Origin of the sequence: Bacillus sp. SG-1 (assembly GCF_000181495.1) — a bacterium.
Taxonomy (GTDB): Bacteria; Bacillota; Bacilli; order Bacillales; family Bacillaceae_B; genus Rossellomorea.
On the sequence record NZ_ABCF01000005.1, the window covers coordinates 60,997 to 76,995 of the forward strand.

Genomic DNA, 15,999 nt, shown 5'->3' on the forward strand with positions numbered 1-15,999 from the left:
CTTTTGATTCAAAGAGAAGCACAACTGGATATGCAGCAATCAAAAACAGGGAAATGTAAGTGGATCTCTCAAATGAAGTTTTAAACTTTTCTTGAGACCACCCGTCTTCCCCGATAATCCAATAGGCTAATTGGTTTGAAATGCCTACTCCATCGTTAGCTTCAGGAAAGGCTCTGGGTATAGTTCTGTCCGAGGCTGATGGCTGCCAAAAGGGAAAACGCTATAGTGAGACCTACTCCTTTGGAATAAGGATTGGGAATACCGAACCTTTTTAGAATTGCCGCTGATATACCCAGCAGAACGATGCATCCATAAATGAACAACCTATCTCCCCCTATGCAACATGGTATTAGCTCTGTCAAAACTTAAATATTTATTATGATTTCTGATTTATATCCACTGCAGCTATATGCTGTTTCGGCTCAGGCACCCGGGAAAGGATGATGATTCCGATGATGAAGAGAAGGACCAGGCTGAAAACACCGGTGCTTGAATCGCCTGTCACCTGGGCAGTCACCCCGACAAGTAAAGGCCCCATGATCGAGGCGAACTTCCCGAAAATATTATAAAAACCGAAGAATTCATTCGAATTCTGCTTCGGAACCAGCTTGGCGAAATAAGACCGGCTCAATGCCTGGATGCCCCCTTGGGATGTGGCAACAAGCATCGCCAATATCCAGAAGTCCAGGGTGGTTTCAAGGAAGTAGGCGTAGATACAGACAAAAATATAAACGATAATGCCGACATAGAGCATTTTCTTCCCAGTAAACTTCTCCGAAAGCCTTCCGTAAAGAACGGCAAATGGAGCCGCCACGACTTGCGTGACAAACAAAATGATCAACAGGCTGGTGGATGAGATGCCGAGATCTGATCCATAGGCAGTGGACATCGTAATGATGGTTCCCACTCCATCAATATAAAAGAAGTATGCAAGAAGGAACAAAAATAACGGACGATATTTCTTGATTTCCTTAAACGTTTTGCCAAGACGCTTGAAGCTGTTGACTACAGGTTTCGGTTCGGGCTCGATATAATAACGCTGATGGACATTCTTAAACATCGGGATGGCAAATAGTCCCCACCATAAAGCAGTGATCAGGAAGGCAATCTTACTCGCCAGCGTAGTGGAAAGAGGGATGATCCCGCTTTGGGAAAGGACGATGATGGCGATGCTGATGAAGAAAGGTATGGTGCTTCCGATATACCCAAGGGCAAAGCCTCTCGAGGAAACTCTGTCCATCTTTTCATCTGTTGTGACATCAGTCAAGAAGGCGTCATAAAATACATTGGCCCCTGCAGAACCGACGGCGGCAAAGGTATAGCAAATCAACAGAAGGAGCCACTGGTCGCTGGGGATAAAAGCCAAAAGGGCAGTGAAACTCACACCCAGGATAAAAAAGAAGGTAAAGAACTTCTTTTTAAAGCCTTTATAGTCAGCGATGGTTCCGAGAATCGGGCCAAGCATGGCTAATATAAATGTAGCGATGGCAATGGTATATCCTAAATAGGCAGTGGAATCCGAGGCGCTTACTCCAGCTTTGGTGGCCGCAGCCTTATAAAACAACGGAAAAACAGCAGTGGATATGATGATGGTATAAGCAGAATTAGCCCAATCATAGTACATCCAGCTGTTTTCTTCTTTAGTGAAAGCCTTCATCAGTCTAACCTCCCCGAACGATTTCATTTTTTTGAAGAAGGGCGAAAAATTAAGTGCACGTCACTTTACATACTTTTTACAGCTGAAAAAGGTCCTGTACAGCCTCGCCGTCTGTATCACCCAGATGAAGACCAAGCAGTCTGGCAAAGGTGGGACCTTCATCTGTAAGATGCATGGAAGGGATGACAGCTCCCTCTTTGATTCCCTTGCCGGCAGCCATAAAAATCGTGTGATAATCCGGTTTTTCCGGTGAATATCCGTGAGAGGCATAGGTGTACTTGCCGGTTTTCACATCTTCTGGGGTGATGTCATCCAGATACTTTCCTTGAATTCCTTCTGTGATGTAATAGCCCAGTGAGGCTTCTATCATAAATGCACAAGTCTCATCAGCTCCTCTTTCCCCGGCTTCCTTTCCAGTCAGAATCCTTTCAATACCATTCTTTTCATCTTTTTGGAGCTTGTTTAGAATTTGTTCAGCTTTCTGCAGGCTTTGATGATCATTGGGATCTTTTAGATATATATATGCCGAGCCGTCGCAGCTCTTGCAGTAGACTTTCCAATCAGTCACACGGCCCTGGGAATTAACGCTGACCAGCCCTTCCTCTTTTAAAAGGACATTCGGTTTAATGGCCTTTGATTCATCAAGGGCACTGTGATCGCCGAGTGCAACGATTGTTGAATTTTCATAAATTCCTGCTTCTCTTAGGGCCGCTGTAATTCTGCCAAGCCGCTGGTCATGCCGCCTTAAAGCTTGACGCGCCTCTTCGGAAGAGAAGCCATGATAGTGGCGGTGGGAGTCAAGGTCTGTAAAGTGGATGAGCATCAGGTTCGGTTTCTTTTTGCGGATAGTTTCCACGGCTGATTCCAAAACAAAGTCATCTAGCTGCGGTTGATGAAGTCCGTTGCGGATATGGCCAAATCGACGGTTCATTTCAAGCTGGAAAGAGGTGCTTCCATTCCAAAGGGAAACGGCAATTTGGTGATGCCATGGCCGGTTGGCAAAGATTTCGGGCATATTGTAATCAATTTCTGCTTTAGCGGTCACCGGCCATAATAAAGCTGCAGTCGTCATGCCTGCTTTCTTTGCTTCATCATATAGTGTGGTGCCCTTTACATGATGCCTGTGCCAGTACCAATCTGGAGAAGAGCTTCCGGGCTGTAGGTGTGTATTGTTTATGACCCCATGCTTATTGGGGAAGTTGCCAGTTACGATAGTGGCATGACAGGGGTACGTAACGGAAGGGTAAATGGACTTTACGTTAGGGCAATGGGAACCTTTTACCAAAAGATCTTTAAAATTCGGCATATCTTTTATCGCAGGAAAATCTAGAGATGAAAGACAGTCAAATGAAATCACAATCAGGTGGTCTGTAAGTCGTTTCATGAAAGCCTCCAATTGTCAAAATGTTTTTAAAATTAACATATGTATTAAATATAACAGAAAACCTGACAGACTATACATGTTTTGTATATGCTAGACTGAGTATATACAAATTCCTTTTGTTTAAAGCTGTTTTCCGCTTAGGTGAGGGACTCCGCATGGCAGGCGGTCATACACCTTCCAGTTCGTGATAATTCATATATAACAAACCGGGTTGGATTACAATGAAAGGTGCTCTTCATGTTTGAAATTTAATCAGAGAGGCAGTTTATACAATGAAACGGTTATGTTTTAGTCCGTTTCCAACATTGGAAACGCACAGATTAATATTAAGGCAACTTGAATCTAACGATGCTGAAGCTATCTTTGCTTATCAGTCAAATAAAGAAAATTTCCCGTATGTGGACATGCCCATTTATACAAATATTGCTGAAGCGAAAACTTATATTGAAAAGATGAATACAGGAATTAAGGATAAGAAATGGGTCATATGGGCCATCGCTGACAACAAAACGAATAGTATCTTGGGCACCATCTCCATTTGGAATATTTCAAATGATTTAGAAACAGCGGACTTGGGATATGGGTTATTTCCTGGAAATGTCGGAAGGGGGATAATGAGTGAGGCGTTAGTAAAAGTGCTTGATTACGGATTTAATGAAATAGGACTAAACACTATTGAAGCTTGTACGAACACTTTAAATCAAAAATCCATATACCTATTGAAAAGGAATCATTTTAATTATTCGTCCTCTTTTACGGAACCGGCCTCTAACGGCGGGACCATTAAGATGGATGTTTACAGCATTACTAAGAGATAGAACCTTCAGCTGCTGGTTGATTAAGCTGGATATAGTAAAAACGCTCAGAACATTATCTGAGCGTTTAGCAAGTTAAGCAATCATGCCTGAATATAGCCATAATCGTAATTAACGCTGTCATCATTGAAGTAGCTTTTGATCAAGTCTTTGTCGGAATGGGGGATTTCTTTTCCTTCTACAATCTGGGCACCGTTGATACAACCGCTTGTCAGCAGGACCAGGTCGTTCTCATTACTGAGGGCGAGCGCGGACAGTACTGCCTCTGCCCGGGTCCTTTCTGTATAAATGTTATCAGCAGAAGGATTTGAAAAGCCTGCCAGGACATTGCTGATAATTTCATCGGGATCATTGAAGTCCGGGTGATCGACGGACACTACTATTTCATCGGCTCTGCCTTCCACTGTTTCCGCCATGAGGGGCATCTTTGATTTATCTCTTAGTCCGATACCGGTAATAAGGACAATCAGACGGTTATACTCCAGCTTCTTTACTTCCCGCAGCAGGTTGTCCAGAGCAGCTGGTGTATGAGCATAGTCGAGCATGATTTTCCGATTTCCATATTCGGTAAGCAATTCAAATCTTCCTTCTGGCCCTTCAATTGAAGTCAAGGCCAGGAGTATTTGATGAATGGAATAGCCGGAATGCAACGCTGTACATACAGCAGCGAGGATATTAGCAACGTTATAATCTCCAATAACCGGAGCCCTCACGATATAGGATTCCTTCTGAAACTTTAACTCAAAGAATGTCTCATGCCCGATAGTTCTTAAATTAGATGCTTTCACATCGGCATCAGACCGCTTATCCAAACTGTACGTTAAAACATCTCCAGAGTGAATTTTGAGGATATCCTTTGCCATACCGCTGTCATCAATATTCACTACTGCTTTTTTAGCCTGTTTGAAAAGCTTCAGCTTAGCTTCCTTGTAGTTTTCAAATGTTTTATGGAACTCCAGGTGTTCGGGGGAAAGGTTGGTATGTATCGCGATGTCAAATTCTATTCCCTCAACTCGTTTTTGAACGGTGGAAACCGAGGATACCTCCATGACCGCCGCTTCATCACCGCGTTCTTTGAACTGGTCGAAGATGTAATGTAAATCGGAAGCCTCAGGTGTCGTCGGTGTACTTTTCTTCAAGTTGATTGTACCTGTAGAAGATATAATGCCGGTTGTCCCGATGGAGCCCGTAGGTGTACCGAGTAAAGTCAATAATGATTTTACATAGGCAGTGACAGTGGTTTTCCCGTTCGTTCCCGTCACTCCGATTGTCGTTAGATTTTCATGAGCTCTTTTATAAAATAAAATGGACAACTGTGCGAGAAAGGCCCTGGCGTCTTCTACGAGAATAAAAGTCCTGTCAGGATACTTTCTGCCCGCTTTTTCCAGTACCTCAGCACTCTCTCCAGCCAATACAGCCGCTCCATTCCGAATGGCATCTTCAAGAAATGAATGTCCATCATGTTTTTCCCCGCTTATGCAAACAAACGCAGCATCTTTCTGCACTCTTCTAGAGTCATAATTTACATTTGATATCACTCTCTTTGTTTGTCCCCAGAGGCGTTTGATTCCCAACTGTTCCTGTTGTGTAAAGTCAATATTCATTGGCTCTCTCCCTTTGATATGAAAGTCAGTTATACTGATTCATATATAGTTTGACCGTAACAGCAGCGAGCATATACAAGTGGAATGAAAGCTTGTCATGCATCCGAATACTTTCTGGTTCATTTCTATCCGTCTATACCCGCTTTTCTGAAAAATATTCTGGAAAAAATTTCTTTAAGCACATCAAAATAGGAGGAATTGCGGTTGACAGAATGGAAGGAATAGAACAAGGTAGTATGTAATGATATTTACAAATATGTCCATTTATAAACGAAGGAGGGGCAAAAGTGAATATAGTCAAATGGGGAATTCTAAGCACGGCCAATATTGCAAAGAAAGCAATTATCCCGGCTCTTCAAACTAGTAAAAATACGGAAGTTTCAGCTATAGCAAGCATCAGCGGCAAGGCAGGTGAAATAGCGGGGGAGTTTTCAATTCCTAAGGCCTATGGAAGCTATGAGGAACTGCTGGATGACGAGGAAGTTCAGGCAGTCTATATTCCGCTTCCCAATACACTTCACAAAGAATGGGTAACGAAAGCTGCGAGAAAAGGAAAGCATGTGCTTTGTGAGAAGCCGGCTGCGTTGACTGCTGAGGATGTAAAGGAAATGGCCGATGTCTGCCGTTCCAACAATGTACTGTTCATGGAGGCTTTCATGTACCAGTTCCATCCCCAGAATAGCAGGGTAAAAGAGCTGATTGCCGAAGGTGCGATAGGAGAAGTCCGTCAAATGCGTTCAGCCTTTACTTTTAAGCTGGATTTTGAGAAAAATAAACAGAATATCCGCCTGAACAAAGAACTTGGCGGGGGAAGCATATGGGATGTAGGCTGTTATTGCATTCATTCCGCCCGTTACATTCTTAACGAGGAACCTTCCGAAGTATTCGTCAAAGGAGAGAGACATGAGGGGTTTGGGGTCGATACAAAAGCTGCAGGCATCCTCAGCTTTAAAAATGGAATAACGGCGAGCTTTGAATGCAGTTTTGAGCAGCCAATGAAGGACCTATATGAAATATCAGGGACAAAGGGTACGATCAAGGTACCATTTGCTTACCGGCCGGACCGCTTCCCAGCTGGAGAAGTCCAAATTAAAATCATTGGTGAAAAAGGCGAAGAGCGAAGCGAAACCTTGAAAGGAAACCCTTATGAAATCCAGGTTTCCCATTTCAGTGATTGTATTTTGAACGGCAGTGAGCCAGCCTATTCACCTGAAGCAACTATTAAAAATGTACAAGCCATTCAGGCATGCTATCAGTCAATGGACACTAGCGCCGCTGTCCGGCTGTAAAAATTATTTACTGTCTCCGTTGGGGGCAGTTTTTTGTTAACCTCTCCTCTTTCGTCTTATAACTTCACTTTCAACAACTATTCAACAAAATTTTGACAACACCAGCACATCCAAATGTTTTGGATTTTTTGATGTGGGCATATAGTAAAGCATGAAAGAGAATATAACTCTTTAAGGAGGGGAAATCATGAAAGCATTGGATTCAATCGCACTGATTCTATTAATTGTCGGAGGCTTGAACTGGCTTCTTGTCGGACTATTCGAATTCGACTTGGTGGCAGCTATTTTCGGTGGACAAACAGCTGTTTTATCTAAAATCGTTTATATCTTAGTCGGACTTTCAGCCATCTACTGCATTAAACTTTTTGGCAGAATTAAAGATTAATGAAGAAAGCCATTCCGAAAGCGGAATGGCTTTACTTATTTATTTACAGGTTCCCACAGATTGTCAATCCCCTGGACGCGCTTCAGTGTTGTGATCGCGCCCTGGTGGAGTCCTTCATGCCAATTGGCAAACGAAACCACCTCGTCCAGTGTTTCAAAAGCGATGTCTTTTGTCAGTTGAAAAGGTTTCTCTCCTTTTTCAGATAACCTCCCCACGAACGTTTCCTTTAATCTTTTGGGCTGGCCGGAAAGTAATTCTCTTAATTGGGACAGGGAAGGAGCATCTGTTTCCCATTGATCAGGACTTGTGTTAAAGCCGAACAACTCCTTGAAACCTTCGGGAATATTTCCTTTCTCCCCAACGAAAGAGTGGATGATATTTTCATGAGAAAGGTAGATATGTCCCAAGTTCCATCGAATTGAATTTTTTAAGCCGGGCGGAACAATGTCTGCCATTTCTTCTGTAGTGTTATCCAATGCAGCAATGGTTCTCATCCGGATAAAATCCATCTGTTTGAAAAGCTGTAAATCCTCCATATAATATCGCAGCCCCCTATAATCTTTTCCTCCCTACTTCTCTATATAATGAAAAAAATCCTTTTATTTATGGAAAAATAGAGGAATCCGAGCAGAGGACTTGAAGTTATTTAAGTGGGTTAATTCACTTGGTAATTATAATTGTGAAGAGCGGGCCAGTTCCATTATTCTTTAGGTAAATAGATCATGTTTTAGAGCAGACGTTTTTTACTAATAACTATCAGGTTAGATGCCCCGATTAAATGGGCAACTATTAGAAGAAGATCTCTTTTAGTAAACAGACATTATAATTTTTACAGTAAATGTATTTTGTGATTGATTGAAACTTTTCAGACCATATTACGTATATGTTAATAAGAACAAGAATCAATAAGGCGGAGGTGAAAACATGAGTATTTTAAAAAGGCTCTTTGGAAAAAAAGAGAAAGATATACCGGTAGTGAAAGACAGGAATGTTTTCACCATCGAAGTCGGGGACATTGTGGCATATGACCTGGAGGACTATGAAGTGGTCAGCAAGCTTACATATAATGATCACGGGTTTGAATGGCTTGCCTATCAGCTGGAAAGCCCAGGACGGACAGTATGGCTCAGTGCCGAGATGGATGACCAGGTCTACCTGGGTATCTATGAAAAAGTGAAGCTGAAACTGAGTGAACCCCTGCCGGAAGAAATCGAGTTTGAAGGCACCCGCTATTTTCTTGATGAGTCAGGTGAAGCAAGAGTAAAAGGGGACGGCCGCGGGCAAAATGTGAATGGTATAAATTGCCGTTACTTTGATTATGAGGATGAAGATGAAGAAAAGTATCTATCCGTTGAAATTTGGGGAAGTGAAATCGAAGTCAGCAGGGGATATGAAATCAATGAATATGAAATCAAAATCATTGCAAGTAAATAATATTCAGGAGGTCAAATGATGTTTCAATTATTTAAAAGAGTAAAGACAGTAGTAGGTTCTGAATTGAATGCCATGCTTGATAAAGCTGAAGATCCGGTGAAAATGCTGGACCAATTCATGCGCGAAATGGAAGCGGATATCCGTGACGCCGAGGCGGCAGTGGCAAAGCAGATCGCCAATGAAAAAATGCTTCAAAGAAAGCTGGAAGATGCAGAAAAAATGGTCGAGAAAAGACAGCAGCAGGCAGTCAAGGCATTGGAAGCAGCAAACGATGACCTGGCAAGAAGAGCCCTGGAAGATAAAAAGACTCATAGCAACCAGGCAGACACTATGCGGGAGTCCTATGAAAGGGCAAAGGCGGATGCAAATAACCTGCGCTCCAAGCTTGATGAAATGAAAGCTGAATACAACCAGATGAAGCTCAAAAAAGATTCCCTAAAAGCCCGTGCAGAGTCGGCAAAGACGCGTACTAAAATGAATCGTGCCATGTCATCTATTGGCGGAGACGAATCAAAAAAAGGCTTCGAACGAATGGAAGAAAAGGTGCTCCAATATGAAGCCGAAGCAGAAACAAGCGACGATATGAGATCCTCCAGCCGCAGCCTCGATGATGAACTGGATGCCCTGGATAAGAATAACGATATAGACGATGAGCTGGCAGCCTTAAAGAAACAAATGGGCAAAGAATAATGTTTAGCAGGAGCCGCCAATACCGCGGTTCCTGCTGATGTTTATGCGGTTTTTCCGAGTCTTTTGATAGTTGAAACTAAAGAAATATTCTTTAACAAAGGCAAAAGGCTTTATTATGCCTGGAGTGAAATTAAAGTCCTATAAAAAAAGTTCTAAAGGACATTAAAAAGGCAAAAGTGAAATTAAAGTCCTATAAAAGGTTTCTAAAGGACATTAAAAAAGCAAAAGCGAAATTAAAGTCCTATAAAAGGTTTCTAAAGGACATTAAAAAAGCAAAAGCGAAATTAAAGTCCTATAAAAGGTTTCTAAAGGACATTAAAAAAGCAAAAGCGAAATTAAAGTCCTATAAAAGGTTTCTAAAGGGCATTAAAAAAGCAAAAGCGAAATTAAAGTCCTATAAAAGGTTTCTAAAGGACATTAAAAAGGCAAAAGCGAAATTAAAGTCCTATAAAAGGTTTCTAAAGGACATTAAAAAGGCAGAAGCGAAATTAAAGTACTATAAAAGGTTTCTAAAGGACATTAAAAAAGCAAAAGCGAAATTAAAGTCCTATAAAGGTTTCTAAAGGACATTAAAAAAGCAAAAGCGAAATTAAAGTCCTATAAAAGGTTTCTAAAGGACATTAAAAAGGCAGAAGCGAAATTAAAGTCCTATAAAAGGTTTCTAAAGGACATTAAAAAGGCAAAAGCGAAATTAAAGTCCTATAAAAGGTTTCTAAAGGACATTAAAATGGCAAAAGCAAAATTACAGTCCTTTAAGGGAGTCACCCGGCTAATGTTAGGTAAACCGCCTAAAGGAAATCTGCAAACAACCTATTTATAAGTAATAGAAAAGTGCAAGACGAAAGAGGTGAGAGAATGAAGAAGTCGTTAGCGGTCTTGATCCTTGCGATGGTTACGCTGGCAGGATGCGGTCCGGGTATTGATTCTGGAGGCGGATCGATTTTTAAAGAAAGTGTAGTCGATTTTATTAATAATAACTATACCTTTACCGACACAGTAGCAAGCGCGGAAGATAACAGCAATTATTCCGAGATATACATAGCGGAGAATCAGTCGATAGACGAAGTGGCACAGGCAATCCAGAATCATCAGGAACCGGTGAGGGTAAGTGAGAAGAAAGACAATAAGCAGGTGCTCGTCTATGACCAGATGTTTGTCATCATGACAGCGGATGAGCAAAATGGTGCCAATACCATGATTGAAGTGGCGAATGATCAGTTTGTCCAAAACAATTACAGTCCGGATTTCTTTGATGGTCTGCTGCTCCTCTGGGTATTGGATGAAGTCCTTGATGTCGATGACTGGGGCAAGAAACAGCGGCTGAAATGCAGCAATAATCCTGCCCTGTGCTATGGCGGCTACAGCTCCTCAGGCGGGGCATTCAAAGGCTATAATAAATCGCCGATCCGCGGCGGATCCTCCTCAGTAAGAGGCGGCGGTCCAGGAGCCGGCAAATAGGGAAATTAGAAGGGAGAAGAAAAGATGGAACCATTTATTTTAACGGTTATGTACTTTGCAGTAGCAATCATTATCGTGTTATTCGGGCTTTATATTTTTGAACTGCTTACCCGCAAGTATAAGGATTGGGATGAGGTATTGAAAGGAAATAACGCAGTGGCCCTTTCAATCAGCGGTAAAATCATCGGGATTTGTATTATCCTTGCTTTCTCGATTTACCATAGTTCAGCGGTTACTGACACATTGATATGGGGAGTTTTCGGTGTCGTCTTACAAATGGCTGCATACTTGCTGTTTGAACTGCTGACTAGAAAATTCTCAGTAGAAGAGCAGCTCCAAAAAGGAAACATTGCTGTAGGAATCATCACTTTTGCCGTGTCCGTGGGATTGGCGTTCGTCATAGGTGCTTCGATTACATAAAGCGGCCGCACAGTAATTATGGATTGGACCGCTAAACAATATAGTTTGGCGGATCTTTTTCATTGGCTTTGTTAGTTAACTGATGCTGTTATTTTTAGGTTCAAATACGGAAGATTGGATCCATTATCAGTTTAGCCTTTGATCTTCCTTCTTTATTTTTAAATAGGTGTTTTGGAATCCATCTAGACATCACTTAAGGATTCAGATTTAGAAATAACGATTGATTGGAGATACCCCCTGTAGCCGCCAATCAGGCAGCAACGTGCATAAAAACAACATCACTTTTAACTAAGCATTTTCAATAAAAAAACCCGAAAGCTTTATAAAGGGGACCTATTAGTGGAGAATGACGGAATTCGAAAAACAAAAGCAATTTATTGGGCTTCAGGGATTGTCTCGATTTGCGGGATCATCTTTGAAGTCTTGTTTGGTGCAGCCGGATCTTATATTCTCGGAGACGGCGTGAAGCAATATACTCTGACCATCTCGATATTCTTAACCGGGATGGGGATCGGGGCTTCGGTCAGTGAGAAGGTGACAAAGCACCTCATTGTTTCATTTATTTGGATCGAACTGCTCATCGGTTTGATTGGCGGACTTTCGATCTTCACCTTATTCGGAATAACAGCTTTCTTCAGTGAAGGGACGGATGCATTTTTCCTTTATGCAGTGACAGCCATTGTGGGAGCATTGACTGGTGTCGAACTGCCGATCCTGATCCGGAAAGCCAATGAAATAGGTGAGACCCTGAACCGAAGTACTGCCAGGGTTCTTTTTTCAGACTATGCCGGGGGTTTGATCGGCGGACTGTTGTTTGTCTTTTTGCTGAGACCGCAGTTGGGGCTTGTTAAAACAGCTTTCATTGTTGCATTGGTAAATGTCATCGTCGCTCTCTGGCTCATGTTTTACTTTAGAGACGAAATCAAATCTGTAAAAAAACATGGAGCCGCCGGCATTTTCGTACTGATCTTTTTATTGTCAGGCGTGTTTTGGGGAGAGGAAATGGCTTTTACATTCGAACAAAAGCTGTACCGGGACCCTATTGTCCACTCCGAAAACACCAACTATCAACAGATCATCTTGACCAAGGAACAGGGAGATCTGCGAATGTTCCTGGATGGTCAACTGCAATTCAGCTCCTCGGATGAATACCGTTATCATGAAACCCTCGTTCACCCTGCACTGTCTGCGGCTGAAAGAAAAGAGAATGTCCTCATATTAGGCGGAGGTGACGGCCTTGCCATCAGGGAATTGAGGAAATATGACGAGGTCAAACATATTACGCTGGTGGACCTTGATCCCCGGGTCATTGAGCTTGCACGTACCAACCCTGCGATAGCCGAATTGAATGGACATGCCTTTGAGGATGAAAGGGTGGAAGTCATCAATCAAGATGCCTTTACCTTTATGGAAAAATCGGATGAGTTTTATGATGTCATTTTGGTTGATCTGCCTGACCCGAATAACGAATCACTAAATAAGCTTTACACGCTTGAATTTTACCAGCTGCTTCGTAATCATCTTCCTCCCGGCGGGACTATGATGGTGCAGAGTACAAGCCCGACGTTTGCGACCGAAGTATACTGGACGATTGATAAAACAATCAAAGCAGCAGGGCTACAGACAGAGAACCTGCATGTAGATGTTCCGAGTTTCGGGGATTGGGGATTCGTTCTCGCTGCCCGGGATGAACTATCACTATCTGAACTGACTCTCCAGGTGGAAACAAAGTTCTTAACAGATGAAGTCCTCAAAGGCTTGGGGGCTTTTGGAAAAGATACCGACGCTTTGATAACCGATCAGGATGGCAATGAAGTGGAGCTTGAAGTGAACACCCTCATCAACCCCATTTTGATTCAAAAATATGAGAGAGCATGGTCGACGTATTAGGCACCCAACTGCCTAATACGTTTTTTTGTTTCAAAAACGGATAATGTAATAAGACACAGCATTATGTCCAAGGGCATGTTCCACTAAATAATGAATACAATAAAGTGTGACAACAACGCAGGTTATTCCTGAAAAATTTTAAAAAAAGGTGTGTTTGGATTTGGAAATAGACAGCAATTTGCAGCAAATCACAAGTACCTTACAAGCAAGAGCGGGCAGCAGCGTCAATGTGATCCTGGAAAAAAACTTTCCCGGAAAAAGGATTGCTGGCGGAAAGTACAATATGGGCACACATACAATTACGATGTATATTGACGAAATCAAGAGACAGTGTAAAATGCTGTTCTCTTCACTGGAAAACTTTTATGAATATTTTGCAGTTGTCTTTGCTCATGAACTAGGTCATGCGGAAGACGAGGAGCTTGAGGCATTGGCGGAGCGAATGGACACAGCAGATGACTATGAACGAAAGAAACTGGCCTTGCAGATTGAAGAGAATGCCTGGTGCATAGCCAAAGAACTGATTCCTGAAATTGACAGTAATTTCACGCGCCAAATCATACAGGAATCATTGCTCTCCTATCGCGACCAAGTCAAGACAGAAACCGTCTCTGTACCTGCCTGCATAATTCCATGATGCTCTCTTCATACTATAAGTGTAACAATTTAAAGGAGAGATGAGCATGGGACGCACAAAGTCTGGCAACGCTAACGCACAGCGTAATGACAACCAGAAAAAAGGAAACCGAACGAGTAGTGAAATGGTCGAATTCACGACAGGTGACGTGAAGAAGAATAAGAACCGATTCCAGGATTAATGAAAAGGGCATCTCTCTTTATGAGGTGCCCTTTTTGTGTGATATTCTGCTTTTTGAGTTTGTTGTTACATTTGTCGAAAAATGTAGAATGGTCGATAAGTTATAGGTTTCCGCCGATAAAATTGGGAAATCGCTGATAAAACTGAGTAATCGCCGATAAATCTCAAAAATCGCTGATAAAACTGAGTAATCGCCGATAAAAAGTCTTACGGGGTGCGCTCTAAAATTCAAATGGGCGATATTCGACAAGGCTTGGCTGTTAATCGATAAAGAGCGGCTGATATTCGACACGCAGCGGCCGAAAAACGACAAACTAAGGGCGTTATTCGACAAAACACCAGCCAATAACCGGAAAAGCAAATACCTCAGTAACCCAATTTCTTCAAAGGCTTCTTAGCAGGCCCTTCTAAAACATCTCCATCAATGGAAAACCGGGAGCCATGACACGGGCAGTCCCAAGTGCGTTCCCCATGATTCCAGTTGACTTCACAGCCCAAATGAGTACAGGTGGTATCAACGAGGTGAAGATTGCCTTCTTCATCCTTGTAGCCACCGCCTTTTTGGCCATTGACGGATACATGGGCGCCTTCCCCAATCTTCAAGTCATCCGGTGATTTGGAAGCTGGGGTTACTTTCCCCCTAATAAGATGCTTGGCGACATCGCCATTCTGCTGAAGAAAATGTTTGATGCTCGGATCGGCTGCGAACCGGGATGGGTTGAATATTTCCTCATACGGACTGGCCTTTTTTATGATGAGATCCGAAAGAATCATCCCAGCCGCAGTTCCTGATGTCATCCCCCATTTCTTAAAACCGGTCGCCACAAAGATATTTTTATGATTGGATGTAAGTTGTCCGATGTATGGAACCTTATCAACCGAGATTAAATCCTGGGCTGACCACCTGTAAGGAATCTCAGCCACACCAAGAACAGACTCAACATATTCCTGTAAAGCTTCATAGTGCTTGACGGTATCTTTACCCTGACCCGCTTTATGGTCATCGCCGCCAACCAGAATCAGTTTTTCGCCATTTACGTCGGTATAACGAAGCGAACGCGTTGGGTTTTCAGCATTTAGGTACATGCCGCCGGGGAATTCTTGTTTTGCTTTAACTCCAAGTATATAGGACCGGCTTGCGTACATTTTCGTGAAATAAAAGCCCTTTCCATCAAAAAAAGGAAAGTGGGAGCAGATCAGGACATTGTTGCAGGTCAATTTGTGTCCATCTCTCGTCACAATGACAGGATTGTTTCCTTCCTGGATATCCACGGCGGTCGTGTTTTCATAAATGGTGCCCCCGTTCTTAGTAAACTCCTCAACAAGCACTTTCAAATATTTTAATGGATGGTACTGAGCCTGCTTTTTCATGACGACAGCAGATTTGATCTCGAGGTTGATCGGCAGCTGTTCAACGAGCTCGCCGTCAATGCCGAGTTTGCTGTAAGCAGTGAATTCCTTCCGAACCTTTTGGTCGTATTTTTCAGTTACGGCATAGACGTAGGCATCTTCTTCAGTCAGATCACACTCGATCTTCAGGTCGCTGACGTTCTTTTTTATGTATTGAAGCGCATCGTCATTTGCCTGATAGTACGTTTTGGTGAGGTCGACGCCAAAATGCTGAATGAGTTCATCATAAATAAGCCCATGCTGTGCGGTGATTTTGGCCGTCGTATGGCCGGTTGTGCCATTGAGGATGCTGTTTGCCTCAATGATGGCTACATTTTTCCCTTGCTTGGCCAATTCATAGCCTGCTGTAATGCCGGCAATACCTCCACCGACAATAGCGATATCTACCTCCGCGTCCTCACTTAGTGCCGGATAGCTGGTAAAGCTGACCGACTCCCTCCAGTAGGGCTCCGGCGGTTGATTCATAGCCTGATTTTTATCCTCTGCTGACATAATACTCCTCCTAGCATTAAGCTGATATGCCTATGCTTTCCAAAAGGCTCTTTTCTTAAACTTTGTTGCTATTTGATATGAATTTCGAAAAATATAGACATCACACACGAGATATCCGGATAAGCATGGAAGAAAAGAGCTACCCACTCTGTTCAGAAGGAATTCCCTGTACCCAGAGGAAAAATCCGGCCCTTGGGATTTTTCCGAAAGCAACCATTTGTGCGGAAATAGCTTTTCAAAAAGAGGAAAATTAT

At 42.6% G+C, this 15,999-nt stretch carries 17 protein-coding genes; 11 read left to right on the plus strand and 6 right to left on the minus strand.

Translation table 11 applies throughout. The annotated features are described in order from the left end of the window. Positions 1-161 precede the first annotated feature (161 nt). The 3 genes from BSG1_RS20775 to BSG1_RS05995 form a co-directional block, all read right to left on the minus strand. Positions 162-323 (minus strand): hypothetical protein, encoded by a 162-nt coding sequence (locus BSG1_RS20775; RefSeq protein ID WP_156791415.1) that lies wholly within the window; start codon positions 321-323, stop codon positions 162-164. 53 nt (positions 324-376) lie between these two features. Then, entirely contained in the window at positions 377-1,660 is a 1,284-nt protein-coding gene (locus BSG1_RS05990; protein WP_156791419.1) for an MFS transporter, read from the minus strand. Positions 1,661-1,733: 73 nt separating this feature from the next. After that, on the minus strand, positions 1,734-3,041 hold the full coding sequence (locus BSG1_RS05995; protein WP_044022488.1) for an alkaline phosphatase family protein: 1,308 nt from the start codon (positions 3,039-3,041) through the stop codon (positions 1,734-1,736). 272 nt (positions 3,042-3,313) lie between these two features. On the opposite strand from BSG1_RS05995, the gene BSG1_RS06000 reads away from it, so the two are divergent. Continuing rightward, positions 3,314-3,859 (plus strand): GNAT family N-acetyltransferase, encoded by a 546-nt coding sequence (locus tag BSG1_RS06000; protein WP_044022489.1) that lies wholly within the window; start codon positions 3,314-3,316, stop codon positions 3,857-3,859. An 80-nt stretch (positions 3,860-3,939) separates the two neighbouring features. Here BSG1_RS06000 and BSG1_RS06005 read toward each other — a convergent pair whose 3' ends face one another. Next, entirely contained in the window at positions 3,940-5,460 is a 1,521-nt protein-coding gene (locus tag BSG1_RS06005; protein WP_006836052.1) for a UDP-N-acetylmuramoyl-L-alanyl-D-glutamate--2,6-diaminopimelate ligase, read from the minus strand. 287 nt (positions 5,461-5,747) lie between these two features. Here BSG1_RS06005 and BSG1_RS06010 point away from each other — a divergent pair, with 287 nt between their 5' ends. Beyond that, positions 5,748-6,749, plus strand: coding sequence for a Gfo/Idh/MocA family protein (locus BSG1_RS06010; RefSeq protein WP_006836053.1), 1,002 nt, complete (start codon positions 5,748-5,750; stop codon positions 6,747-6,749). A 187-nt stretch (positions 6,750-6,936) separates the two neighbouring features. Continuing rightward, the gene (locus BSG1_RS06015) at positions 6,937-7,134 is read left to right on the plus strand and encodes a DUF378 domain-containing protein (RefSeq protein ID WP_006836054.1); all 198 of its coding nucleotides are present in this window, start codon (positions 6,937-6,939) and stop codon (positions 7,132-7,134) included. Between the two features lie 35 nt (positions 7,135-7,169). On the opposite strand, the gene BSG1_RS06020 is transcribed toward BSG1_RS06015, so the two are convergent. Further along, positions 7,170-7,670, minus strand: a complete 501-nt coding sequence (locus tag BSG1_RS06020) for a DinB family protein (RefSeq protein ID WP_006836055.1) — start codon at positions 7,668-7,670, stop codon at positions 7,170-7,172. Between the two features lie 388 nt (positions 7,671-8,058). Here BSG1_RS06020 and BSG1_RS06025 point away from each other — a divergent pair, with 388 nt between their 5' ends. The 8 genes from BSG1_RS06025 (at position 8,059) to BSG1_RS21525 (ending at position 13,844) form a co-directional block, all read left to right on the plus strand. Continuing rightward, the gene (locus BSG1_RS06025; protein WP_006836056.1) at positions 8,059-8,568 is read left to right on the plus strand and encodes a DUF4178 domain-containing protein; all 510 of its coding nucleotides are present in this window, start codon (positions 8,059-8,061) and stop codon (positions 8,566-8,568) included. 18 nt (positions 8,569-8,586) lie between these two features. After that, positions 8,587-9,258, plus strand: coding sequence for a PspA/IM30 family protein (locus BSG1_RS06030; RefSeq protein WP_006836057.1), 672 nt, complete (start codon positions 8,587-8,589; stop codon positions 9,256-9,258). A gap of 176 nt (positions 9,259-9,434) precedes the next feature. After that, the gene (locus tag BSG1_RS06035; protein ID WP_006836058.1) at positions 9,435-9,821 is read left to right on the plus strand and encodes a hypothetical protein; all 387 of its coding nucleotides are present in this window, start codon (positions 9,435-9,437) and stop codon (positions 9,819-9,821) included. A 292-nt stretch (positions 9,822-10,113) separates the two neighbouring features. Further along, positions 10,114-10,716: a DUF4247 domain-containing protein gene (locus BSG1_RS06040; protein WP_044022490.1), complete on the plus strand. Its 603-nt coding sequence runs from the start codon at positions 10,114-10,116 to the stop codon at positions 10,714-10,716. Positions 10,717-10,740: 24 nt separating this feature from the next. Next, a complete protein-coding gene (locus tag BSG1_RS06045; protein WP_006836060.1) occupies positions 10,741-11,136 on the plus strand; it encodes a DUF350 domain-containing protein in 396 nt (131 codons plus the stop codon). 339 nt (positions 11,137-11,475) lie between these two features. Then, the gene (locus tag BSG1_RS06050) at positions 11,476-13,026 is read left to right on the plus strand and encodes a polyamine aminopropyltransferase (RefSeq protein WP_006836061.1); all 1,551 of its coding nucleotides are present in this window, start codon (positions 11,476-11,478) and stop codon (positions 13,024-13,026) included. Positions 13,027-13,186: 160 nt separating this feature from the next. After that, entirely contained in the window at positions 13,187-13,663 is a 477-nt protein-coding gene (locus tag BSG1_RS06055; protein WP_232214200.1) for a hypothetical protein, read from the plus strand. A 46-nt stretch (positions 13,664-13,709) separates the two neighbouring features. Further along, positions 13,710-13,844 carry a hypothetical protein gene (locus BSG1_RS21525; protein WP_006836063.1) on the plus strand — a complete coding sequence of 45 codons (135 nt, stop codon included), beginning with the start codon at positions 13,710-13,712 and terminating at the stop codon, positions 13,842-13,844. A 365-nt stretch (positions 13,845-14,209) separates the two neighbouring features. Here BSG1_RS21525 and BSG1_RS06060 read toward each other — a convergent pair whose 3' ends face one another. Further along, positions 14,210-15,745 carry an FAD-dependent oxidoreductase gene (locus BSG1_RS06060; protein ID WP_006836064.1) on the minus strand — a complete coding sequence of 512 codons (1,536 nt, stop codon included), beginning with the start codon at positions 15,743-15,745 and terminating at the stop codon, positions 14,210-14,212. Between the last annotated feature and the right edge of the window lie 254 nt (positions 15,746-15,999).